23 protein-coding genes are annotated in these 22,682 nt (G+C 42.8%); 3 read left to right on the top strand and 20 right to left on the bottom strand.

Going from position 1 to position 22,682, the window contains the following annotated elements; genetic code table 11:
• The first annotated feature begins 14 nt into the window (after window positions 1–14).
• Both ACFQ1M_RS02790 and ACFQ1M_RS02795 read left to right on the top strand, forming a co-directional pair.
• Window positions 15–1,826 (top strand): GNAT family N-acyltransferase, encoded by a 1,812-nt coding sequence (locus tag ACFQ1M_RS02790; protein ID WP_386403547.1) that lies wholly within the window; start codon window positions 15–17, stop codon window positions 1,824–1,826.
• Window positions 1,813–2,823 (top strand): carboxypeptidase-like regulatory domain-containing protein, encoded by a 1,011-nt coding sequence (locus tag ACFQ1M_RS02795; protein ID WP_386403550.1) that lies wholly within the window; start codon window positions 1,813–1,815, stop codon window positions 2,821–2,823. Before ACFQ1M_RS02790 ends, ACFQ1M_RS02795 begins: the two co-directional genes overlap by 14 nt.
• Window positions 2,824–2,860: 37 nt before the next feature.
• Here ACFQ1M_RS02795 and ACFQ1M_RS02800 read toward each other — a convergent pair whose 3' ends face one another.
• From ACFQ1M_RS02800 to ACFQ1M_RS02895, 20 genes are all read right to left on the bottom strand, one after another.
• A complete protein-coding gene (locus ACFQ1M_RS02800; RefSeq protein ID WP_386403552.1) occupies window positions 2,861–3,298 on the bottom strand; it encodes an arsenate reductase ArsC in 438 nt (145 codons plus the stop codon).
• A gap of 24 nt (window positions 3,299–3,322) precedes the next feature.
• Window positions 3,323–3,814 (bottom strand): GNAT family N-acetyltransferase, encoded by a 492-nt coding sequence (locus ACFQ1M_RS02805; RefSeq protein WP_386403554.1) that lies wholly within the window; start codon window positions 3,812–3,814, stop codon window positions 3,323–3,325.
• Between the two features lies 1 nt (window position 3,815).
• Window positions 3,816–4,307: a DUF6428 family protein gene (locus ACFQ1M_RS02810; RefSeq protein WP_386403557.1), complete on the bottom strand. Its 492-nt coding sequence runs from the start codon at window positions 4,305–4,307 to the stop codon at window positions 3,816–3,818.
• Window positions 4,308–4,405: 98 nt separating this feature from the next.
• Window positions 4,406–4,732 (bottom strand): ArsR/SmtB family transcription factor, encoded by a 327-nt coding sequence (locus tag ACFQ1M_RS02815; RefSeq protein ID WP_386403560.1) that lies wholly within the window; start codon window positions 4,730–4,732, stop codon window positions 4,406–4,408.
• An 86-nt stretch (window positions 4,733–4,818) separates the two neighbouring features.
• Entirely contained in the window at window positions 4,819–5,190 is a 372-nt protein-coding gene (locus tag ACFQ1M_RS02820) for a YtxH domain-containing protein (RefSeq protein ID WP_386403562.1), read from the bottom strand.
• 58 nt (window positions 5,191–5,248) lie between these two features.
• A complete protein-coding gene (locus ACFQ1M_RS02825) occupies window positions 5,249–5,635 on the bottom strand; it encodes a VOC family protein (RefSeq protein ID WP_386403565.1) in 387 nt (128 codons plus the stop codon).
• Window positions 5,636–5,718: 83 nt separating this feature from the next.
• On the bottom strand, window positions 5,719–6,174 hold the full coding sequence (locus ACFQ1M_RS02830; RefSeq protein WP_386403568.1) for a DUF1801 domain-containing protein: 456 nt from the start codon (window positions 6,172–6,174) through the stop codon (window positions 5,719–5,721).
• 7 nt (window positions 6,175–6,181) lie between these two features.
• Window positions 6,182–6,688 (bottom strand): DUF4199 domain-containing protein, encoded by a 507-nt coding sequence (locus tag ACFQ1M_RS02835; protein ID WP_386403571.1) that lies wholly within the window; start codon window positions 6,686–6,688, stop codon window positions 6,182–6,184.
• Window positions 6,689–6,870: 182 nt separating this feature from the next.
• Window positions 6,871–7,287, bottom strand: a complete 417-nt coding sequence (locus ACFQ1M_RS02840) for a response regulator transcription factor (RefSeq protein ID WP_386403574.1) — start codon at window positions 7,285–7,287, stop codon at window positions 6,871–6,873.
• Window positions 7,284–8,276, bottom strand: a complete 993-nt coding sequence (locus tag ACFQ1M_RS02845; protein WP_386403577.1) for a 2-hydroxyacid dehydrogenase — start codon at window positions 8,274–8,276, stop codon at window positions 7,284–7,286. The genes ACFQ1M_RS02840 and ACFQ1M_RS02845 overlap by 4 nt, the downstream gene beginning before the upstream one ends.
• 30 nt (window positions 8,277–8,306) lie before the next feature.
• Window positions 8,307–8,672: a cupin domain-containing protein gene (locus tag ACFQ1M_RS02850; RefSeq protein WP_386403580.1), complete on the bottom strand. Its 366-nt coding sequence runs from the start codon at window positions 8,670–8,672 to the stop codon at window positions 8,307–8,309.
• A 16-nt stretch (window positions 8,673–8,688) separates the two neighbouring features.
• Complete coding sequence (locus ACFQ1M_RS02855; RefSeq protein ID WP_386403582.1) at window positions 8,689–9,774, bottom strand: Gfo/Idh/MocA family protein; 1,086 nt, start codon at window positions 9,772–9,774, stop codon at window positions 8,689–8,691.
• 118 nt (window positions 9,775–9,892) lie between these two features.
• Window positions 9,893–11,245 carry a magnesium transporter gene (gene mgtE, locus ACFQ1M_RS02860; RefSeq protein ID WP_386403585.1) on the bottom strand — a complete coding sequence of 451 codons (1,353 nt, stop codon included), beginning with the start codon at window positions 11,243–11,245 and terminating at the stop codon, window positions 9,893–9,895.
• Window positions 11,232–12,014, bottom strand: a complete 783-nt coding sequence (gene rsmA / locus ACFQ1M_RS02865; RefSeq protein ID WP_386403588.1) for a 16S rRNA (adenine(1518)-N(6)/adenine(1519)-N(6))-dimethyltransferase RsmA — start codon at window positions 12,012–12,014, stop codon at window positions 11,232–11,234. The genes mgtE and rsmA overlap by 14 nt, the downstream gene beginning before the upstream one ends.
• Before the next feature lie 6 nt (window positions 12,015–12,020).
• Complete coding sequence (locus ACFQ1M_RS02870; RefSeq protein ID WP_386403591.1) at window positions 12,021–12,443, bottom strand: hypothetical protein; 423 nt, start codon at window positions 12,441–12,443, stop codon at window positions 12,021–12,023.
• Window positions 12,443–12,754, bottom strand: a complete 312-nt coding sequence (locus ACFQ1M_RS02875) for a DUF4286 family protein (RefSeq protein ID WP_386403594.1) — start codon at window positions 12,752–12,754, stop codon at window positions 12,443–12,445. The genes ACFQ1M_RS02870 and ACFQ1M_RS02875 overlap by 1 nt, the downstream gene beginning before the upstream one ends.
• A gap of 38 nt (window positions 12,755–12,792) precedes the next feature.
• Window positions 12,793–14,580: a tetratricopeptide repeat protein gene (locus ACFQ1M_RS02880; protein ID WP_386403597.1), complete on the bottom strand. Its 1,788-nt coding sequence runs from the start codon at window positions 14,578–14,580 to the stop codon at window positions 12,793–12,795.
• A gap of 214 nt (window positions 14,581–14,794) precedes the next feature.
• Window positions 14,795–16,066: a serine--tRNA ligase gene (gene serS / locus ACFQ1M_RS02885; protein WP_386403600.1), complete on the bottom strand. Its 1,272-nt coding sequence runs from the start codon at window positions 16,064–16,066 to the stop codon at window positions 14,795–14,797.
• 94 nt (window positions 16,067–16,160) lie between these two features.
• Window positions 16,161–17,486, bottom strand: coding sequence for an HTTM domain-containing protein (locus tag ACFQ1M_RS02890; protein WP_386403603.1), 1,326 nt, complete (start codon window positions 17,484–17,486; stop codon window positions 16,161–16,163).
• A complete protein-coding gene (locus ACFQ1M_RS02895) occupies window positions 17,473–18,411 on the bottom strand; it encodes a bifunctional riboflavin kinase/FAD synthetase (protein ID WP_386403606.1) in 939 nt (312 codons plus the stop codon). Before ACFQ1M_RS02895 ends, ACFQ1M_RS02890 begins: the two co-directional genes overlap by 14 nt.
• A gap of 85 nt (window positions 18,412–18,496) precedes the next feature.
• Between ACFQ1M_RS02895 and ACFQ1M_RS02900 the strand changes: the two genes are divergently transcribed.
• Entirely contained in the window at window positions 18,497–22,669 is a 4,173-nt protein-coding gene (locus ACFQ1M_RS02900; protein WP_386403609.1) for a reprolysin-like metallopeptidase, read from the top strand.
• The last annotated feature ends 13 nt before the right edge of the window (window positions 22,670–22,682 follow it).

Genomic DNA, 22,682 nt, shown 5'->3' on the forward strand with positions numbered 1-22,682 from the left:
CTAAACAATAACCTATGGGATTAGTAACCTCTAAAGAAGTCGCCAAGGCGATCAATGTTGACAAATACGGGTTTTTAGGAACCTTTGTCGGCTGGCTTCTAATGAAGGTATTGAAAATTGAGACCGCAAACAAGATCTACAATCGCAATAAGCATTTGAGCGACCTAGAATTTTTGAATGCCATCTTGGATGAGTTTCAGATAAAGTTTGACATTCCTGAAGAGGACTTGAAAAGACTTCCCAAAGAAGGTGCATATATCACTATTTCCAATCATCCACTTGGCGGAATCGATGGTATTTTGCTTTTGAAGCTGATGATGGAACAGCGTCCAGACTACAAGATCATCGCCAACTTTCTGTTACACAGGATAGAACCGCTTGCACCGTATGTGATGCCTGTAAATCCTTTTGAAGAACACAAAGATGCCAAAAGCAGCATCGCAGGTTTTATGCAAAGTATGCGACATCTAAAAAACGGCCATCCGCTTGGAATTTTTCCAGCCGGGGAGGTTTCGACCTATAAAGATGGAAAGCTTATTGTGGATCGTCCCTGGGAAGAAGCCGCTATGAAACTGGTAAAGAAAGCCGAAGTCCCTGTCGTACCTATTTATTTTCATGCAAAGAACAGCAGGCTATTCTATCGACTTTCCAGAATCAGTGACACACTGCGCACGGCGAAATTACCTTCAGAATTGCTTACACAGAAACATAGAGTGATCAAGGTACGGATCGGAAAGCCGATCAGCGTCGATGCCCAACAGGAACATGAAACCCTAGAGAATTTTACAGATTTCCTTCGGAAGAAAACGTATATGTTGGCAAACGCCTTTGAGAAAGAAAGTATCTTAAAAAAAGTGCCTAACTCCTTAAAGATCCCCAAAGCCCCAAAAGAGATCGTCACAGCCGTTTCCCCTGAGATGATGGAAAGGGAGATCGATGATTTGCGCAAGGCTGATTTTAGGTTACTACAAAGTAAGAACTACGAGGTTTACTTGGCCGAAGCCAGTAAAATGCCAAAGGTACTGCGCGAAATCGGCCGACTAAGAGAGATCACCTTTAGAGAAGTCGGTGAGGGTACCAATCAACCTATTGATCTCGACCAATTTGATCGCTACTATCACCATATGTTCCTTTGGGATAGCGATAAAAAGCGTATTGCGGGCGCCTATCGAATGGGGCTTGGCTCAAAGATCTTTGCCACCTATGGTATCGATGGATTTTATCTACAGGACCTCTTCAGATTTGAACCCGAACTTCATAGAATGATGAGTCAAAGCATCGAAATGGGGAGAGCTTTTATCGTATCGGACTATCAACAGAAGCCCATGCCGTTGTTTTTACTATGGAAAGGCATTGTTCATACCACACTGCGTTTTCCTGAGCATAAATATTTGATTGGCGGAGTAAGTATCAGCAATCAGTTCTCTAACTTTTCCAAATCTCTGATGATCGAGTTTATGAAATCTCATTATTGGGATCCCTTTGTTGCGCAATATGTGCATCCCAAGAAAGATTTCAAAGTGAAGTTGAAAGATGCCGATAAGGATTTCATCTTTGACGAGACCGAAGCCGACCTTAACAAATTTGACCGACTCATCGATGAAGTTGAACCTGGCAGCTTACGTCTTCCCGTCTTGATCAAGAAATATATCAAACAAAACGCCAAAGTAGTTGCCTTTAACGTCGATCCTTTGTTTAATAATGCTGTTGACGGACTGATGTACATTAAGATCGCCGATCTTCCTGAAAGTACTGTAAAGCCAGTAATGGAAGAATTCCAGGCAGAGCTGGAGCGTAAATTTATGAATGGAAATGGAGAAAGCTAGTTTTTTGTATACGCTATTATTTCTATCTACTTCAATCATCAATGCTCAAAATCTTGAAGGTGTGGTCTTGGACGGTGCTACCAACGTCCCCCTCGAAGGAGCCTCGGTCTACTATGATGGAACTACTATCGGAACGATCACCAATGCGGAGGGTTACTTCGACATAGAAAAAAGGACTGATATTGCAGCTCCATTGATCATCAGTTATGTCGGTTACTTTCAACGGGTTTTCGACGATATATCCGATTGGAAGAAACGGAACATTTTACTGAAGCCGAACAATATTAAACTCGGAGAGGTGGTTCTTACGGCCGACCCCTGGACCAGAGCGAAGAAGTTACGCTATTTTAGAAGTGCCTTTCTGGGACGCACCCTTGCCGCAGCGGATTGCTCCATTACCAATGAAGATGACATTAAGCTTCGCTATGATCCAACAACCAAAAAGCTGACCGCCTATGCGGAGAAACCTCTGGTGGTTAAAAACAGCCATTTAGGATACACCGTTCAATTTAACCTTTTGTCGTTCGAGGCCATCTTTGAAAAACCTCCTTCAGGATTTTTCTTTATGAAGCAATCGTATTACTCAGGCACCAGCTTCTTTAAGGAGTTGAACAGCAAGACCAAACGAAAAACACGTACGAACAGAAAGACAAACTATCTAGGCTCTACCATGCATTTTTTCCGTGCAATGGCTACCAAACAGCTCCTTGAAAATGACTTCAAAATTTTTAAAGGCTCCTACCAGATCGACCCATATGCTGCCATTGAACTTCAAAAGGAAGGTGAATTTACTCGGGTCACATTAAGTGAAAAGCGCTTGAATGTACTCTATGACCAGATCGAACAATCGTCGCTTCATAAGGTGCAAGAATCCTTCTATATAGATACCTTGGGTAATTTCACCCCCACAAATGCCATTATGTTTGGCGGAGAATTTGGCTTGCAAGGTGTGGCCAATATGCTACCGCTAGATTATAAGCATGATAGAGGCAAGTGAAATACACGACCTTTTATCCGCTGCTATGCACTAGTTGCTATTTTGTAGGCGTACTTGCTGCGACATGGGCATTAACAAAATTCTTGCAATAGGCTTTGATCTCATCTCTGGCACTCTCAAAGGCATCGTGAATTCTCTCATCACTCCCAGATACTTTCGACGGGTCTGTAAAATCATGATGCAGTCTAACGGCCTTTTCACTTGGAATGTATGGACAATTTTCCTTTGCGTGGTCGCAGACTGTAATGATATAGTCAAAATCTACCCCCAAATATTCATCAACATGGTTGGAAGTGTGTTGAGAGATGTCTATACCATCTTCTTGCATGATCGCGATCGCTTTAGGATTTACTCCATGGGTCTCTATGCCAGCGCTATAAACATTGGCTTTAGAGCGCGCAAAATGGTTAAGGTAGCCATGTGCTATTTGGCTTCGGCAAGAATTTCCTGTGCACAATACTAAAATGTTCTTCATGTTGATCAAAATGATTTATTATCGTTAATCGATTCCAATGATGTCACTCCTTCGCTCCAGAATACAGTTATCGTGCCAGATACCATGTAATTTCCCTATGCGTTCACGTTTTCCTATCAGTCTGAAACCCATGTCTCGATGAAGTTTCAAACTCGCAACATTATTTGGAAATATTCCTGCTTGCAAGGTCCATATACCCTCTTTCTCACTGGCCGAGATCAATGCCTTCAGCAACAATTTCCCCAATCCTTTTCCTCGAGCGTTGGCAGCGGCATAGACGCTTACTTCTGCAACGCCAGCATAGACACATCTACTCGAAACCGGTGTTAACGCGGCCCAAGCCAGTACAGTATCATCGTTTTCTACAACAAAACGGCACGAACGCATATGTGCCATATCCCAATCTTCCCAACTCGGTACGGACGATTCAAAAGTGGCCATGCCAGTGGCAATTCCTTCTTCATAAATTCTTGCCACTGCAACCCAATCCGACGCCCGCATTGTCCTGACCTTCATTTTAGCAGCAACCTGATCCTGGTAAGCAAGCAGCAGAAGCGCTTTCAGAGCTCACTGTTTCCGGAATCCCACAATCTTCCTTGGCCTTACAATCCGTTTTTGTGACCGCTAAGTTAACGATCAAGTTGGAACCCTTTATTTCGAAATCGTTAACGAATAGTTGTGCCGTATGAAATAACGCATTACCATACTCAAACTTTACCTCGGCCTCTTGATCCATCGCGCGCATTCTGTCAACTTTTTTTAGAATTGCCAATGCCTTATAGGCGGTCATATATTCGGTTTTGCCAATTTCTGATGGGCTTTCCCATAATTGTATCACCGTTTCGTTCCATGAGTCAGATCTCGCCCCACAATCCACCGACTCCACCATGATGTTCTTCACCTCGGTGATATGGTAGTTGGCACCGACCAATTGGTTGGGCATATATTGAAATAGCAAGGATTTTTCTTGATTCGCTTGCAATGTTTGAAGAAATTCTGAAGTTTTCATACTATCATTGATATTTGTTATTGACTAAAAAGACCTCATGACCATCTGTGTCTATACCGAAGGTAGCCTGACCAATTCTGAAGGTATTTTTGGCATGGTCATTTACAGCAATTGATCTGTGTTTTTACAAAGAAATCGTTGAGCATTCTACGGCAATCGTTAAGCCGATCGGCATCTACGCAATAGCAAACGCTTTTACCTTCGAATTCTCCTTTGATGATCCCGATCTTTTTCAATTCTGACAGATGTTGAGAGATCGTTGCCTGTGCGAGCCCCACCTCTTCCACGATATCATTGCAAATACATCCTTCTTGCGAACTGATGTATTGCAATATGGCTACACGCGCTGGATGGCCTAATACTTTGAAGACCGTTGCCAGTTCGTTCTGTCGCTCATCAAAGATCTGTGTCTTGGTAATTCCCATGTCTTTATTATTTATATATTGCAATATTACGATAATATCATGTAAAATAAAAGCCTGAAATAAAATTTTCAGGCTTTTCATCTTTTTTATAGACCTTTGAACCATTGTTGGAACTGCGTCCCCAATAAAAATACTGGTTTTTGTTTCCCGCCAAATGCTCCCACCAAACTGATGATCCACATGACGAAAGGCAGTATCCATAATACCAAGTTGAGCACTGGTATTAGGCCACAGACAAAGCCAAGCAACATAATTCCAAGGACCTGTCTGATATAGAAAGAGCCTATTTCGGACTTATTGCTACTGTTCATAATGATTGCAATGACCCACCCTATAATGGTAAGATGAGCAATAATTGCAACGGTCTTCCCATCGTTAGAAATTTCCTTAACGGTTTCTTTTGTTTCTTCGATAGTCTCTTTTGCAGTTTCTTCGAAATCTTTTTTTTCTTCGGACATGTTAGTGTTATTTTTTTGAAAGGTTGATTCGGCGCCTAAAATACTAAATAATTTATTCTCAAAGAAATGCTTTATCTACCGGCTCCCATAATTCTAGCTTATTCCCTTCAGGATCCAATATCCATCCAAACTTGCCGTAATCATATTCTTCAATCTCCCCAACAACGGTTACTCCTTCGGCCTTGAGTACATTTAACAATTCAACTAAATTCTCCACCCGAAAGTTCATCATGAATTGCTTTTCACTCGGCTGAAAATAGGTGGTCGCCTTATCGAAAGGGCTCCATTGCGTTGAACAGTCGTTCCCTTCCTTATCTTTCCACCAAAAGGTACATCCGTATTGATCCACTGGCAATCCCAATCGTTCTTTATACCATTCTTTCAATTGTTTTGGGTCTTCCGATTTAAAGAAGAATCCACCCAAACCTGTTACTCTTTTTTTCATAGGTCATATAGCTTTGTCATTGACTTCGTCGAATCTTAGATTTTCTGCGCAGCTGCCTGACGGCAGACAGGGGCAGGAATCAATTATTTTTTTATAGCGTTCTCATAGATCTCGATCCATTCTTCTGGGGTCATTTTTGTGCATAACTCAGCGATCAGATCATATGGGATATTATTGACATTCTTAAATCGGATGCAACTTTTGCCCATGTCCAATTTGGTCCTTACATGTTTTGGATATTCTGCCACGAACCAGTCGTGTAATTCCTTTTTTGCATAGATCCCGCTATGATACAGCGCAATAAAATTCTTTTGCGAAGCGAGATTCATAAAAGGCAGCGGTACTTTGGGGTCGCAATGATATCCATCGGGATAGGTGCTATGCGGCACCGTATAACCGATCATTCCATAGCCCATCCCCTCTTGAAAACCTTTTGGCAACTTATCATTGATGATCTTTCTAAGTTTACTAACGGGCTCTTTACGGTCATCGGGTAAGTTAGCGATATATTCCTCGGGTGTTTTAGCATCTGAAGTCATGAGTGTATTACTTGCGTTGTAGAATTAACGATGAGATCAAAGAGATGATAAATCCGATAACAAACACTGTCATAGACATGATGGCGAAGCTCATTAAAGGATTCATAAATAGTTCCTTTTCGGCTTCTAATTCGGCCAGTTTCACCTCAAACTCCTCAGCTGGTAACGACGCTTTAAGTTGCTCTACCGAATGGTCATAGTAAGTTGTCATAAAATCGGGGTTGAGATACTTCACATACACAAAGTCTAACAGCCCGAAAGCGAATGCGGTGATCAGTGATATTAGCACGCCGATCAATAAGGCCTTTCCAAAGTTGACCTTCCCTCCATTCTCTCGATCCCGAAAATGCTTGATCCCAAAAAATACAAACATCAATGAGACCACCATGGAGGCATATCCGATAATCTCTTGTGTGCTATAGCTAAGGCCATCACCGATGCTCAGCGATAACAGGAAAAGTGCACAAATGGCCAAGGCGCCAAATAATCCGTAACGAACAACAGTTTTCTTCATCTTGATCTTTTTTTAGGTTAGAAGTTTCGAACAAATCTAGGCTCACAACTCAAAACAAGGCTCATACTAAAGTACCAAAATCTTAGTACTTTAGTGCCAATCCATTATTTTGGTCCTTATTTTGGACGGGGCGGGGCGAATCGGGCAACCCTTCGAAGGAAGCAAAGATGCCGAATTTGGTATTAAAATGGTATGATCTGAAATTCTTTCGCCTTTTGAAGCGCTTGTGTTCTCCTCTTGGCATCGAGTTTTAATAGAAGATTGGACACATGCGTCTTGACGGTGCTTTCGGAAACGAACAATCGTTCCCCAATCTCTTTATTTGAAAGCCCCTCAGAAAGCAAGAGTAGCACCTCATATTCTCTAGGGCTGATGCCTAGAAGTTCGATCTTTCGTTTATCGATCTGCCCTTTGGGCAGTTCCTTTTGGCGAAGACTCTTTTTGTTCAGATATATTCCAATGATGAAAAAAGTGATCGCAACGATCGCGATGACCCACTCTATTCGTTGATCACCAGCAATGACCGAATATTTGCTTAGTTGAAACAAACTTAGCAACGCAACGATCAAAGCAGCAAATATAAATATGGTCTTTTTCACGCTGGTGTTTCCACAAAATTCGCTTTGATCTTATCTACTATGGTTTGTGCTAATTTTTCTTTGCTCTCAACAGTCCAGCCGGCGACATGAGGTGAAAGCAGCACGTTGTCGGCCTTTCGCAAATATTTGAATGCCTTTGGGAACTTGTCCTTCTTCAATTTTGCCTTCATTAGAAAGGTATCGAGTTTGCCGTCACTGAACATATTCTCAAAAGAGGCTTTCTCGTATTCTAAAACGTCTAGTCCGGCGCCCAAGATGCGCCCATTCTTCAATGCCTTGACCAGGTCTTTGGTCACCACGCTTTTGCCTCTAGCTGTATTGATCAACCAAAAAGGGTTGGAGAATTCTTCTATATATTTGGTGTTTACCATGCCAACCGTCAGCGGTGTTTGGGGTATATGTAAACTTACCACATCCACATTTTTCTTAAACTCGAGGATTCCTACTTGACGTGCATTTTCATCGCCTACACCACCTTGAATATCATAACAGATGACCTCGACATCGAACCCGCGTAATTTTTTGGCAAAGGCCTTTCCCATATTCCCGTAGCCAACGATACCAACTGTTTTCCCGTCGAGTTCTATTCCTCGGTTCCCCTCACGATCCCAGATTCCTTTCCGAACTTCCTTATGCGCCTTATTCAACTTGTTTAGCAGCGCTAGCAGCATTCCCAACGTATGTTCTCCAACTGCATTTCTATTGCCTTCAGGTGCGTTGAAGAGCTCCACATCGTTAGCTCTGGCGGCTTGCTGATCGATATTCTCTAGACCAGCACCAACCCTCCCAATGAACTTTAAGTTGTGTGCTTTTGAAAAAAAAGCTGCATCAATTGGAAATCTGCTTCTAATGACAAGGCCATCGTAGTTGGCGATCTTATCTTCGATCTGTTCTTTAGAAGATGTATAATCCTCGTGATTTTCAAAACCCAATTTATCGAGTTGTTCGATAAGGGTCGGATGATTGGTGTCTACGTGTAATATTTTCATGTGTTAAGCTTGATAGACAAAAATACAATTTCAAATTTTTGGATACTCGGCCTGGGTCTTTTCATGTTGCACTTCGCCCGTATGTTTGGTAGAAAGTTTCTCAAACAAGAGCAAATGGACCTCCTCGTCATCTTGTGTCCTTGGATTGTGCTCTACCCCTTTTGGTACCACTATAAACTCACCTTCGTTGACGATCTCGGTACGGTCCCTGAACTGCATATACAAAGTCCCTTTGGTGACCATGAACAATTCGTCTTCATCATCATGTGAATGCCAGACAAATTCGCCTTGAACTTTTGCCAAGAGGACCTGCATAGTGTCTACTGTCGCAATTTGGTGTGGATGCCATTGTTTACTAAAGAGGCTATGTTTTTCTTTAATGTTTATCGGTTTCATTGACAACTTCTATAATTTAGAGTTTCACCATTTTTTTACTTTCAGCAGCCTCGTAGATAGCTTCCACGATTCTAATATCGCGCATTCCTTCTTCTCCGGGGACCATAACAGCTGTATCATTTAAAATCGCCAGTGCGTCATCATCCATTTGTTTGGCCTGTTGATTATCTACTCGTTGATTCAGCAAGGTACCGTCGCTGGCTTTCCCTTGAATACCGCTATATGACTGAAAAGGGCGCAACCCATAGGACCCTTTTTCGCAGGTTACTTGCAGCGTATTCATCCCTTGCCCAAAGCTGGTCTTGCCATAAGCGACCGCACCAGAAGGGAATTCCAAGGTAAAGTGGGTCGTTTCATCAACCTCGGTGTAGATATTAGGTCTTTTGGTCGTATGAGATGCCTTTAAGACTGCAATAGGTTCTTCACCGGTGGTATATCTTGCTGCATTCAATGGATAGACGCCCATATCGTACATCGCCCCACCTCCCATCTCCTTGTTTTGTTTCCAGTGGTCAGATCTAGAATCATAATACCCAGCCTCCGCAATTAGCGTCTTGATCTTACCGAAGGGTTTGGAGTTCGCCCACGAAATGATCTTTTGGGTATTAGGCTCGTGCTGCATCCTATACCCGATAGAAAGCTTTACTTTATTTTTGTTGCAGGCATCAATAATGGATTGGCATTCCATTTCGGTCCTCGCCATCGGTTTTTCGCACCATACATGCTTTCCTGCATTGGCTGCCTTAATAGCATACTTTGCATGTAATCCCGTGGGAAGCACAATGTATATGACATCGATCTCAGGATTGTCGGCAATACGATGCATATTGTCATAATTATACACATTGCTATCCTTGATACCATATCGTCGCTGCCATACTGGGATCTTCCACGGACTGCCCGTTACGATTCCGGTCAGTTGACAATGTTCTGTTAGCTGCAATGCAGGTGCCAGCAGGTCTGTACTATAATACCCAAGCCCTACCAGGCAAACACCTAGTTTTTTCTGTTTTGAAGTAGCAAATGACCAACTGATGGGGAGCGTGCTTGCCCCAATGATCAAGCCCGCATTTCTAATGAATTTTCTTCTGTTATATGACATCGCAGCAATAATTTGATGGATGCCTTAAGATACCTAATATTTCGAAATGATGTTGTTTGTGGTTTGTTAAATTGGTCGCACTTGGAAGGTCTATGCCCGATACTTGAAGGGAATCACATTAAATATTCAAAATAAGCTTGGCGATCCAGAAGTAGATCAGAATTCCGAAGATATCGTTGCTGGTAGTGATGAAAGGCCCAGTTGCAATGGCCGGATCGATTCCTCTCTTATCCAGAAATAGTGGAATGAACGTGCCAATGATACCGGCAACGATGATCACTACAAAAAGTGAGATAGAAATCGCCAAAGCGGAAAGATGGTCATCTTGCCAGATCCATGTGAAGAAAAATAGAACAATGCCCAATATTGCTCCGTTAAGCATGGCAAGGAGCATTTCTTTTACCAGTCGGTCTGCAATGCTTCCCTTTACATCATCATTTGCGAGCCCTTGTACAATGATGGCAGAGGATTGCACCCCAACATTCCCAGCCATGGCAGCGATGAGTGGTGTAAAGAAAAATAAGATCGCATAGTTTTCAAGGATCTCTTCAAAACCTCCCATGATCGCAGCAGCGCCAACGCCTCCCATAAGTCCTAAGAACAACCAAGGAAGTCGGGCACGCGTGAGATCCAAGATACTATCTTCAGCATCGACCTCTTGTGTGATACCTGCTGCGAGCTGATAGTCTTTCTCTGCCTCTTCTTTTATGACATCTACGATATCATCGATGGTGATACGTCCCACGAGTCTCCCCAATTCGTCGACCACCGGAATCGCCTCCAAATCATACTTAGACATGACCTTGGCAACCTCTTCGGCTTTGTCGTGTACCTTCACGTAATCGACCTTTGGGATATAAACATCTTTGATATCTGCTCTAGTTGAAGTCGTGAGCAGATCTTTGAGCGATAAACGTCCTTTCAACCTATTTTGATCGTCCACCACATAAATAGAATGTACACGGGTCACTTCTTCGGCCTGTGCGCGCATCTCCTTTACACATTTAAGCACATTCCAGTTCTCATTCACCTGTACCAATTCTTTCGCCATCAAGCCACCTGCGGTATCTTCGTCATAACGAAGTAGTTCAACGATCTCGGCCGCATGTTCCTCATCTTCGATTTGGGCAATGACCTCTTCTTGTCGTTCCTCGGGAAGTTCCCCGATGATATCAGCGGCGTCGTCGGTGTCTAATTCTTGGAGTTCATCGGCAATCTCCTTGTCAGATAAATTTTCTAAGATCTTTTCTCTCACGTCCTCATCCAATTCGGCGATGACATCAGAAGTCTTATTGCTATCTAACAATTTGATCAAATAGGTTCCTTCATCTTGACCCAACTCATGAACGATCTCTGTGACATCCGCATAGTGCAGTTCCTCCATCAGTTTGAGGAGTTTGCTATCGCTTTGGTCAGCGATCAGCTGATTGATCTCTTCTACGAGTTCGTCGGTGAGCTTAAACGGTGTCATTCTCTATCTTTTGGGTCAGGGAAACAAAGGCTTCTACACTCAATTGCTCTGGGCGCTGCCCAAAGATAGCATCTTCTTTTAAACTATCGGAGAGGTTAAAAGTTTTTAAACTGTTGCGCAAGGTTTTTCTACGTTGTTGGAAGGCTGTCTTGACGACCCTAAAGAACATTTTCTCATTGCAGCGCAACTGGTGATCTTCCTTTCTGGTCAAACGCAAGACCCCAGATTTTACCTTTGGTGGTGGATCAAAGACCTTTTCTGAAACGGTGAACAAGTATTCGGCCTTATAAAAAGCCTGTGTAAGTACGGAAAGAATTCCGTAGGTCTTGTTTCCCGGACCTTCACAGATGCGCTCGGCCACTTCTTTTTGAAACATTCCGGTAAATTCCGGAACTTGGTCGCGCATTTCTATGGTCTTAAAAACGATCTGTGACGAAATATTGTAGGGAAAGTTTCCAGTGATGGCAAAAGGCTGGTCGCCAAAGAGCTGCCGAACATCATATTTGAGGAAGTCTTTGCTATGAATTCGGCCAGATAGTGCCAAAAAATGAGCGTTGAGATATTCGACCGATTCGGGATCGATCTCGATCACATGGGTCTCAACCGGTTTTTCTAAGAGATATTTAGTAAGTACGCCCATTCCCGGACCTATCTCCAATACATGTTTATAACCACTTAGTTTGAGGGTATCTGCGATCTTCTTTGCGATATTCTCATCGGTGAGGAAATGTTGTCCGAGGTGTTTTTTTGCGCGTACTTTGTCGTTCATAGATTTTTATTGGCTCAGCTTCGTCACCTTTTCTTCGATGAATTTTTCAATTTCTAACCGATCTTTTTTTGTAAACCATGAAAGCTCCACATCGATCCTTCTACCATCCTTCAACATAAAAAAGGGCTCGCTACCTCCTCGAGCTCGCCCGAAGCTTTCGATCTCAGAGAATTTTCTTGGAACACCCTGAATAATGATCGCATGTTCTTTCAAAACAACCGAAGGAATCCCTCTTAAAAGCGTAAGTATGATCGCCGCTAAGCAACATACCAACATAATGACTCGTATGACGATCAAAGCCAGTCCGGGAATTATGACTCCCACTAATGAAAGCCCGATGTCGAAAAACAAGAATCCAACTGCTGTGAGCAAAAGGATACCTACGATCTTAAAGATATAAAGTATGGTAGGTCGATACTGCTTCTCCATCAATGCTCACTTATAAGTTCCAGCTCGGTCCTAAAGGCGACAAATTTATCAGCAAAACGTTTCAATGCATCCTCTCTGAGCCTTGGCGCGTCCTCTTCATAATACCTTTGCAAGGTAGCTTTACTGTCGGTAGTGTATTGCACGGAATAGGTAGTCCCGCCCAACGCTTCATCATCGAGTACCTTTACCATTCGGGCATGGCTGAATTTTCCGGTAGCTATCATATCGGGGATGTGTGTTTCCTGCATCCAAGACAGCCATTCGTTGTGAACAGTATCCTCTATATTGATGGTTACATTGTATATGATCATGGGTAGTTTAATAATGGCGCAAAGGTACGACGGCTTTATCAATTCACCGCATCCCCGCGAAGTCTTCGGTATTTCTTTCTAGCCTCCACGAAAAAAATGCTATCTGGATGATCAAAGATGATCTTTTCATAGTGAGGCATGGCCTTTTCTGGCTCCCCCAGATGATTCACAAATAGTTCGGCCAAGGCAAAATGAGCGTCGTCTGCTAGAATATCGGTAGGATAAAATTCAACGATCTTTTGATAATTCAATCGCGCCTTGTCGAAATCCCCCGACTTCTCCAGAAGTTTCCCTTGTTTAAGCAATGCTTCGTCCTCGATTTTTTCACCCTTATGATTCTGCAATATCTCATCGAGCAATGCTATCGCCTCTTTGTTCCGTTTCTGGTAGGCCAAAAGGTCTGCTTTCGCATAGATCTTCAGGGCAGTAAGGGTAGAATCTTGAAAGGCATTATCAGAGATCAGCAGCTTTAGTTCTAAAGCGTCATTGGCAATCAATTGCGATGTGGATGACTTCAGTACTTTGCACTGGGTCTCTGCCCATTCAAAATCACCTTTGAAATAACTGGTCTGAGCCACCTTAAAACGTGCTTGTTGGCCAATCACATCATTTTTCAAGGATTTTTGGATTTGGGAATAATAGATCAATGCTTGATTGAATTTTTCATCATAGACCAAAATATCCGCTAGGGCCATCTTTAATTTGGCCTTTTGATATCTAGCCATGGGCGTGTCGATCGCTTCTTGAAGCAAGGTAATGCCGTTTTGTGTCTCCCCTTGACCAAAGGTCAAAAATTTGGCATACTGAATCTGCAACCCGACCGTCTGCTCTCCTTTGCCAAAATTTTCGAACAGCATGGCAAATTGCTTTTCGATATCTTGATGATCCTTGGTATTCGCCTCGGCTATTTGTAACTCGAGTAGATGCTCGTACGCCCATATCTTCGTTTCAGCATCAAGGGTATTTTCAATTAAATATTGAAAAATCTCTTCCGCGACCGCCTTGTCATACTCCAAAGCCTCTCTTCCTAGGTCTATGATCCTTTCAAGCGTAGCTTCATCACTTCGATTATAAATGGCCATCTCTTGCCGGAAAGCCTTATCATATTGACGCTGCTGGACAAATAACCAGCTTAGCAACTCGTTCCAAATAAGGTCTGGATTATTTTGCAATCGTTTTAGAAGTGCCTTTCTAAAGAAAACATTATTCTCATTGTCGGGGTCGTCGCTCACAAAACTGTTGATGTTTCTAAGGACTGTAGGGCGATATGCCTGGTTCCTCAAGATCAGGTTGAGATAGCTTTCGAACATTTTTTCAACATCGCCTTGCTCACCATAGATCCGTGCTACTTGGACATCATAATTGAGTCTTGGCATCAATCGCATGCCTTCATTATATGCTAGCAAAGCCTTATCCAGCAAGGAATACTTCTGAAAAGTATTTCCAACGGCACTTGTGAAATTAGGGTTCTCCCTTATTTTATCCATTGCCTTGTTGAAAAATTCATTGGCCTTGGCCATGCTATCTTGTAGCTGATAGTTATACCCTATTTGCACCAAAATTTGAGGTGGGTACACGGCTTGTCGGGTCTTGCTTTGAAGCAGCCTGTTCGCTTTCTCGTATTCTTCCAGTTGCTGCCATGAAGATATGAGGCTTTCCAAATAATCTATTCGTCTAGGATTGGTCTCATATAATTTTTCGTAGGACGCCGCAGCTTTTTCAAATTCTCCCTTATTGAAGTATTGCTTTGCCAATATATCGCTTTGTCCGCTAGCCGAACCAAAAATACAGCTGAAAAGAAAAATAAATAGTACTGAGGCCTTCATGATCGATCTCCTTTGAATCAAATATACGAGTTGCAGGTTTATTTTATGTGAAAGAAGCCATAAAAACGGGGCAGTATTCATTAAATTGACATGAAGGGCAATTCTAATGACCTCTTTATTAAAACAGGAGGAGCAGACGACCTATTTGCAAAACATCTACAACAAAAAAGCCCCAATCATGTATCGGAGCTTTCAATGGGGTATCTTTTTAGATTCAATCGATGATATCAAAGCCTGTATAAGGAATTAGCGCTTCTGGAATCTTAATACCATCTTTTGTTTGATAGTTTTCCAATATTCCTGCCAATACTCTTGGCAATGCCAAAGCACTTCCATTCAAGGTATGCGCCAGTTGCTTTTTCCCGTCCTTATCTTTGAATCTCAATTTGAGTCGATTGGCCTGAAAGGTCTCAAAGTTAGATACTGAGCTGATCTCTAACCATCGGTCTTGTGCCGTAGAGAACACCTCAAAATCATAGGTCAGTGCCGAGGTGAAGCCCAAGTCACCGCCACACAACCTTAAAATTCTATATGGCAACTTTAGTTCCCTTAAAATATCCTTTATATGTTCTACCATACCGTCCAGTGCAGCGTAGGAACGCTCTGGGTGTTCGATTCTTACGATCTCTACCTTATCAAATTGATGCAGACGATTCAGTCCTCTCACGTGTGAGCCATAACTACCTGCTTCTCTTCTAAAGCAAGGCGTATATGCCGTACAGCATATCGGCAGATCATCGACGCTGAGAAGATCATCTCTAAAAAAATTGGTGACAGGTACTTCGGCGGTTGGAATCAAGTATAAGTCGTCACCCGTAACATGGTACATCTGCCCTTCTTTATCTGGCAACTGACCTGTCCCAAAACCTGAGGCCTCATTGACCATATGTGGAACTTGGTATTCCTTATAGCCTTTGGAAGTGTTCTTGTCCAAAAAATAGTTTATCAAAGCCCGTTGAAGTCTGGCTCCTTTTCCTTTATACACAGGGAATCCTGCTCCGGTGATCTTATTGCCGAGTTCGAAGTCGATGATATCATATTTCTTTGCCAATTCCCAATGAGGCAAGGCATCATCTCCTAGCTTGGGTATCTCTCCTTCTTTAAAGACCTCCTCGTTATCCTCATCAGAATTGCCAGCAGGAACCAGTTCGTTAGGGACGTTTGGAAGCTGATACAACAAATCGTTGAGATGGTCGCTAACATCTCTCAATTGCTCTGTCAATGTCTTTGCATCTTCTTTCAATTGAACTGTTTTTTCCTTAAGCAAGCTCGCTTTTTGTACTTCCCCAGATTTGAAGTGGGCGCCTATTTCTTTTGACAATTTGTTGGAGGCTGCCAGCGTATTATCCAGGTCAAGCTGTGAAGAACGTCTTTTGTCATCTAAACGCAATACGTCTTCGATCATTTTGGTTGCATCCAAATTGCGTTTTTTGAATGCCTTTAGAATATTGTCTTTGTGTTCTCTGATATAAGATACTTGTAACATTATCTATGATTTGTGCGATTTCAAAAAGTCATCGCCACAGTTGCTGAAGGCACAAATTTACAGAGTTTGGTAAGAAATCTCTAAATAAAAGCTGTTATTCTTTAGGGCTGGGTAATATCCAATGATGATGTGAAAAGTGATTCCACTCCTCGGATGCCAGATCAATTTCGGGATCGATAAAGGGGCTAAGTTTTCTTCCGTTGACGCTAAGCGCACTTTCATAGGCATAGACCTTCACTTGCTGCCCCAAGTCGGCGTATTGTCTTTCCAGATATTGCGCAAACTGCCAGATGACATCGGGTTTGGTGGCGACCATTCGTCGTTGCTTCTTGGAGAGATATTCCCCAGGATCGATGATCGAGACTGTTTTGGTGTTCTTATTGACCACCTTGAAACGAATGCGTCCATATTTGGAGCGCAGCATCATACGCCAACTCATACGGTGACCTTCTTCTGTCCATAGCACATCATCTTTGATCGCCCAATGCCGTAATGGCAATCCGATCTGAATCAGAAAATACAATGCCCCAAGAGCAATAAACGGCTTGTACACCTTTGGAGTTTCTATCTCCTCCCCTACGTAATACGTTTTTCTTTTGGATAGAAACAATTCGTGTATGGTCTTCGTCTCAAAAAAGAAAACGGTAAATGCCAGCGACAGATACGGAAAGATCCCTATTTGAAAGACAATGGAATTGAATAAATGAAAGAAGATAGAGACTATGAATGCTACTTTGCGCGTTGGTTTCCATAGCAAGGCTGGAATGATAAGCAGATCGAAAAAAATACCAAAATAGGTGATGATCACATGTATGAAATGTTCTTGAAGAAGTTCTCCTATGATAGGATAGCCTCTCCTAGTTGCCATCAAATTTTCGGCAACCGTATGATCCAACCAATCCGGATAAAGCTTTGCCACTGAAGCATAGGTATACACGATAAATAATTGCAAAATGATGATAACCTTCACCCATTGGGGCATAGCAATGGACTTTAGGTTGGGATTGCGCTTTACATCTAGAGAGAGGGAACGATGTGCTGGTAATATACACATAATGGCACATAACAAAATGAGCAAGTAGTAATGGTTGTTGTAGGATGCCTTTTGCATGAGATAGGTGGCGGTCCACATGATGGTGAATACTGCTATGCTGAGGCGATACCTATAACCCACCATCACAAAGAGCCCGAAGACTCCCATGACCAAATAGTAGAAATACATTCCATATCCGGGTAATGGCTGCAACCATTCAAATCCTATAAAACTAAAAGTGAACTCTGGGTCGATCAGTGTCCTCTTTACCCAACCAGTAAAAATAGCGCCAACAGATTCCAAGAAAATAAGGAGCCCGAAAACAATTCGAAATACAATAAGCGGACTGTTATCGATCTGTTTGAATAAAAGCTTATCCAACGTCATTTTTTTCAATGTAATTTAGTGCCTTCTGCTTGTCCTTTGAGAGTTGGATCTTCAAGTCATCGACAGAGTCAAATTTACGTTCTTCCCTCAACCGATGTAGCATCTCAATGGTTAGGTGTTGTTCATACAAAGACCCATCGAAGTCGAAGAAATGTACTTCCACAGAACGAGACCTGCCTCCTACGGTAGGCTTGTTGCCAATATTCATCATTCCAAACAATTGGTTGTCCCCAATAGTACTTTTTATGACATATACGCCATCCATGGGTATCAGCTTATATTCTTCTGCGATATGAATATTGGCCGTGGGATAATCGATCTCTCTTCCTAGCGCATTGCCTTTTATCACTTTTCCGTTGAGCATAAATGCATATCCCAAATAGGAATTAGCCTTCTTAATATCGCCTTCCATTAGCGCATTTCTAATTTTTGTTGAGCTTACCGATACTTCATCGACCTCTTTGGCGGATATTTGTTCAACCTCAAAATCATAAATTTGCCCAAAATCCTTGAGGTCCTCGATATTCGCAGTTCTATTACGTCCAAAACGATGATCATATCCAACGATCAGTTTTTTAACTTTTACCTTATTTACCAACACATCCCTTACAAAATCCAGGGCAGTCATCCGACTGAATTCTCTCGTAAAAGGATAAACGACCAAATTTTTAAGTCCAATTTTTTCCAAGAGCTGTCTTTTCTCCTCTAGCGTATTGATCAGCTTGATATTTGCGTCTTGTTGTAAGACCATCCTAGGATGTGGGAAAAACGTCAATAATGTAGGGGTTAAGTCGTACTCTTCCGCTTGAACGACCAGCTTCTTAATAATTTCCTGATGGCCCAAGTGTACTCCATCAAATGTACCAATAGTGACTATTGTTGGCGAACTTTGAACGATGGTTGATTTTTGCTGTATTTTTTTCACAAAAAAACTCAATAAAGTGTGATAATCTTAAAAAAAGTTTAATTTTGAGTCAAAATCATCACAAACAAATTAATTTAATTCAGTTATGAAAACAAACTTACGTTATGTTTTTTCAATAACGTTGTTCTTAATGGCGTTTTCGGCATTTGGACAGAATAGTTATTGGACGAGAGGAGTTTTCGAAGATGGAACGCAAGGCGTTTCATTAAGAAATCTTGACAGTAAGGAGTATGAAGTGTATCAATTAGATATTGACGCCTTTAAACAACAACTTGCCAATGCGCCCCTTAGAGGGCAGATCAACGGAAGGTCTACGACCAAGATCAGCTTTCCAAACGAAAAAGGGCAGTTAGAACTTTTCAATGTGGTAGAGGTGCAGACACTTTCTTTGGAAATGGCCGCTCGTTATCCAAACATTAAGACCTATTTGGGAACCAACCAAAATGGCGCTAGAATTCGTTTTAGTGTCACCCCGCTGGGCGTCAGCACTATGCTTAATCGCCCTGATGCGATCATGACGTTTATGCAACCTATTACCAAAGGAAGCAACCAATACATCGCATACAACAGAAGCGCGAAAGGTATGGTTGAGGATAAAGTCTTTAATTGCGAGTCTCCAGACACGCCATTAGAATTATCCAATAATAGCAACGCGGGAAGAGACGCCAATGATCAGATCCTAAGAACATTTAGACTCGCCTTATCGACCACCGGAGAATACACTAATTTCTGGGGTGACGATGACGATACCAACGGAACCAACCAAGAAGATGCCTTGGCAGCCGCAGTTTCAACACTGAATAGAAACAACGAGGTATTCGAAGTGGACATGGCGGTAACTTTTACGCTGGTCACCGGAACCGAAATTATCTATCCAGACGCTAGTACAGATCCGTACACAGGATCATTTAATAGCCAATTGCAGAGTACCCTCACGGCTGAAGTTGGAGAAGCCAACTATGACATTGGGCATCTCTTCAATTTTGGAGGAAATAATGGAAATGCTGGATGTATAGGTTGCGTTTGCGTCGATGGGCAAAAAGGAAGTGGATTCTCCAGTCACTCTTTTCTAGACAACGATGGAGGGCCGTACATGCCAGATTTCTTTGATATCGATTATGTTCCCCATGAAATAGGTCACCAAATGGGAGCCAATCACACGTGGTCTTTCAACTCTGAAGGGACCGGTGTGAATATGGAGCCTGGAAGTGGAACAACGATCATGGGCTATGCAGGTATTACAGGTGGAAATGATGTGCAAGATCATAGTGACCCATATTTTCACTATGCAAGTATCGATCAGATCCTAAATAATCTAGGCACCAGAACTTGTTGGACCGCAACCGCAATTACAAACAATCCACCAGTCGCCGATGCCGGTACAGATGTAGTAATTCCAGCAGGTACAGCTTTTGTTCTAGAAGGTTCTGCAACGGATGCTGATAGTGGCGACACTCTTACCTACACTTGGGAGCAGATAGACAATGGGGTCACGACCAATGGCACCTTTGGACCAACAAAAACATCAGGGGCTGTTTGGAGATCGAGACCTCCAAGTACAGACCCAAATAGATACATGCCAATTCTTCAACGCGTAGCAGCGGGACAGCTCACAGAGACCAACCCTGTTGAGACGGTAGATAATACTTCTTGGGAAACTGTTTCAACTGTTTCTCGTGCTCTAAACTTTGCGTTGATCGTAAGAGATCGATCTGAAGCTGGAGGTGTAGGGCAAATGCCACAGAGTAGTTTTGACACGATGACGGTGACCGTCGATGATACGGCAGGACCTTTTGCTGTGACCTCACAGACAGCCACAGAAACTTGGAATGTGGGTACCACCCAGACCATTACTTGGGATGTTGCTGGTACCGATGGAGGAGCTGTCAATGCGGCGAATGTAGATATCATGCTTTCTAGAGATAGTGGCCTAAGCTTTCCTTTTACCATTGCGACTGGTCTTCCAAATAACGGAACTGCCAATGTTTCTATTCCTGCAACAGGGGGAGACACCTCTACTGCGAGAATAATGGTAAAAGCGAGCGACAATATATTCTTTGCTGTTAACTCTGCAGATATTACCATTCAAGAATCAGAGTTTGTATTAGACGTAAGCAATCCTACTGTGGATGTATGTAGCCCGGCCGATGCCGTGTATAACCTTACATATCGCACCTTTTTAGGGTTTTCTGGTACTACCACTTTTTCAGCTGTTGGTTTACCAGCAGGAGCTTCGGCTAGCTTCAGTCCGGCTACTGCCGATACCGATGGAACCGCAGTTACGGCAACCATATCAGGAATAGGCAGCGTAGCGCCCGGAAGCTATCCTTTTACCTTAGAAGGAACCTCAGGGTCTCTTACCAAGGCTACAGATGTAACGCTCAATGTGTTCGATACTAATTTCTCTACACTGACATTGACAGCACCTGCCGCAGGCGCCACAGATGTTTTTGCAGATATGGCCATGTTTGAATGGAGTGCCGATTCTAACGCAACCGAATATGATATAGAAATTGCGTCAGATGCTGGCTTTTCTTCGATTGTGGATTCCGCAACCTTAAGCACCACTTCGTATTCGAGCACTGCACTTGCGACAGGAACTGCATATTGGTGGAGAGTTCGTCCGAAGAATGATTGTGGCGACGGTGCATTTGCTTCCTCAAACTTCGAAACGGCTGTCATCATTTGCGCAAGCTATGACGCGGCAGATACGCCTCTAGCGATTCCTGATAGTGATCCAGATGGAGTTACCTCCACGGCATTTGTAGGTCAACCTATAGAAATCACCGATGTAAATGTTACCATAAACGTTACCCATACCTGGGATGCAGACCTTACCATTACAATCACCAGTCCTTCTGGTACTACCGTAGAACTGACCTCAGGAAATGGTGGAAGTGGTGATAACTACACCAACACCGTTTTTGATGACGATGCCACCACCCCTATCACAGCTGGTAGCGCTCCATTTACAGGATCATTCCAGCCTGAAGGAAGCTTAGCTGCTTTCAATGGTGAGATTTCCAATGGAGATTGGATACTTTCCGCTTCCGACTCTGCGCTTTTCGATACTGGAACTATAGATAGTTGGAGTATTGAGGTATGTGGCGAACCACTACCAGATGCTGATAACGATAGTATCACAGATGACTTTGACAACTGCCCGAACAACGCAAACGTTGATCAAGCAGATAATGATCTAGATGGTATAGGCGACGCTTGTGATAATGACAACGATAATGATGGTATTCCCAATAGTGAAGACAACTGTCCGTTTAACTTTAACCCGGCTCAGGTTGATTCTGACGGGGATGGAGTAGGTGATGTATGCCAGGAGGATTGTACCACTTCTGCGGCATCAGGCGCAGTACCTGTATCAGTGGATAACGTTCTACCAGCTGAATTAAGAGTGGAAGTTGCCGAAGATGTGCTAATTACGGATATAAATGTTACTATCGATATTTCACACACTTGGGTCTCCGACCTTACCATTGCTTTGAAAGGACCAGATGGTACCACTGTGATATTAGCAGATCAAGTTTGCGGCAGTAACGCGAACGTTCTTGCTACATTTGATGATGAGGGCGCACCGCTTAGCTGTGGTAGTGACCCAGCCATCATAGGTGTGGTGATTCCAGGCGAGTCCTTATCAGCTTTCAATGGTAAATCCTCTGCTGGTAATTGGGACTTGATAGTAATTGATTCTTTTGCTGGTGATGACGGAACCATCAATAGTGTTTCATTAGAAATTTGTGGTGCAGATGCGGATATTGACGAGGATGGTGTTATCAATTCTGAAGACAACTGTCCTTCTACACCAAATCCTGATCAGGCCGACTTTGACGCTGATGGATTTGGAGATGCTTGTGATGACCGCGATAACGATGGTGTTTTTGACGCCGAAGATAACTGTCCAGATACCCCTAATCCAACTCAACAAGACTTGGATGCCGACGGTCTCGGAGATATCTGTGATGATGAAATTACTTTCGTTGAAATTCCAGACGCATTGACCCCTAATGGAGATGGCGTGAATGATACATGGGTAGTTGGAAGACTAGACTTGTTCCCAGGAAACTCTGTTAAGGTGTTTAACCGATGGGGACAGGAGGTTCTTAGTGAAAGGAACTATCAAAATGATTGGAACGGACAAGCTGGTGGTGGAGATAAACTACCATCTGGGTCTTACTACTACATCGTTGACATCTTTGGTGATGGCCGATACACGTTTGATGGATGGATTTATTTAACCTACTAACTAATAACCTAAA

Source organism: Sungkyunkwania multivorans (genome assembly GCF_042675645.1).
GTDB lineage: Bacteria > Bacteroidota > Bacteroidia > Flavobacteriales > Flavobacteriaceae > Sungkyunkwania > Sungkyunkwania multivorans.

Coding starts and splice junctions, on each gene's coding strand:
- ACFQ1M_RS02790 (WP_386403547.1), top strand. CDS start 15: ATGGGATTAGTAACCTCTAAAGAAGTCGCCAAGGCGATCAATGTTGAC.
- ACFQ1M_RS02795 (WP_386403550.1), top strand. CDS start 1,813: ATGGAGAAAGCTAGTTTTTTGTATACGCTATTATTTCTATCTACTTCA.
- ACFQ1M_RS02800 (WP_386403552.1), bottom strand. CDS start 3,298: ATGAAGAACATTTTAGTATTGTGCACAGGAAATTCTTGCCGAAGCCAA.
- ACFQ1M_RS02805 (WP_386403554.1), bottom strand. CDS start 3,814: ATGAAGGTCAGGACAATGCGGGCGTCGGATTGGGTTGCAGTGGCAAGA.
- ACFQ1M_RS02810 (WP_386403557.1), bottom strand. CDS start 4,307: ATGAAAACTTCAGAATTTCTTCAAACATTGCAAGCGAATCAAGAAAAA.
- ACFQ1M_RS02815 (WP_386403560.1), bottom strand. CDS start 4,732: ATGGGAATTACCAAGACACAGATCTTTGATGAGCGACAGAACGAACTG.
- ACFQ1M_RS02820 (WP_386403562.1), bottom strand. CDS start 5,190: ATGTCCGAAGAAAAAAAAGATTTCGAAGAAACTGCAAAAGAGACTATC.
- ACFQ1M_RS02825 (WP_386403565.1), bottom strand. CDS start 5,635: ATGAAAAAAAGAGTAACAGGTTTGGGTGGATTCTTCTTTAAATCGGAA.
- ACFQ1M_RS02830 (WP_386403568.1), bottom strand. CDS start 6,174: ATGACTTCAGATGCTAAAACACCCGAGGAATATATCGCTAACTTACCC.
- ACFQ1M_RS02835 (WP_386403571.1), bottom strand. CDS start 6,688: ATGAAGAAAACTGTTGTTCGTTACGGATTATTTGGCGCCTTGGCCATT.
- ACFQ1M_RS02845 (WP_386403577.1), bottom strand. CDS start 8,276: ATGAAAATATTACACGTAGACACCAATCATCCGACCCTTATCGAACAA.
- ACFQ1M_RS02850 (WP_386403580.1), bottom strand. CDS start 8,672: ATGAAACCGATAAACATTAAAGAAAAACATAGCCTCTTTAGTAAACAA.
- ACFQ1M_RS02855 (WP_386403582.1), bottom strand. CDS start 9,774: ATGTCATATAACAGAAGAAAATTCATTAGAAATGCGGGCTTGATCATT.
- mgtE (WP_386403585.1), bottom strand. CDS start 11,245: ATGACACCGTTTAAGCTCACCGACGAACTCGTAGAAGAGATCAATCAG.
- rsmA (WP_386403588.1), bottom strand. CDS start 12,014: ATGAACGACAAAGTACGCGCAAAAAAACACCTCGGACAACATTTCCTC.
- ACFQ1M_RS02870 (WP_386403591.1), bottom strand. CDS start 12,443: ATGGAGAAGCAGTATCGACCTACCATACTTTATATCTTTAAGATCGTA.
- ACFQ1M_RS02875 (WP_386403594.1), bottom strand. CDS start 12,754: ATGATCATATACAATGTAACCATCAATATAGAGGATACTGTTCACAAC.
- ACFQ1M_RS02880 (WP_386403597.1), bottom strand. CDS start 14,580: ATGAAGGCCTCAGTACTATTTATTTTTCTTTTCAGCTGTATTTTTGGT.
- serS (WP_386403600.1), bottom strand. CDS start 16,066: ATGTTACAAGTATCTTATATCAGAGAACACAAAGACAATATTCTAAAG.
- ACFQ1M_RS02890 (WP_386403603.1), bottom strand. CDS start 17,486: ATGACGTTGGATAAGCTTTTATTCAAACAGATCGATAACAGTCCGCTT.
- ACFQ1M_RS02900 (WP_386403609.1), top strand. CDS start 18,497: ATGAAAACAAACTTACGTTATGTTTTTTCAATAACGTTGTTCTTAATG.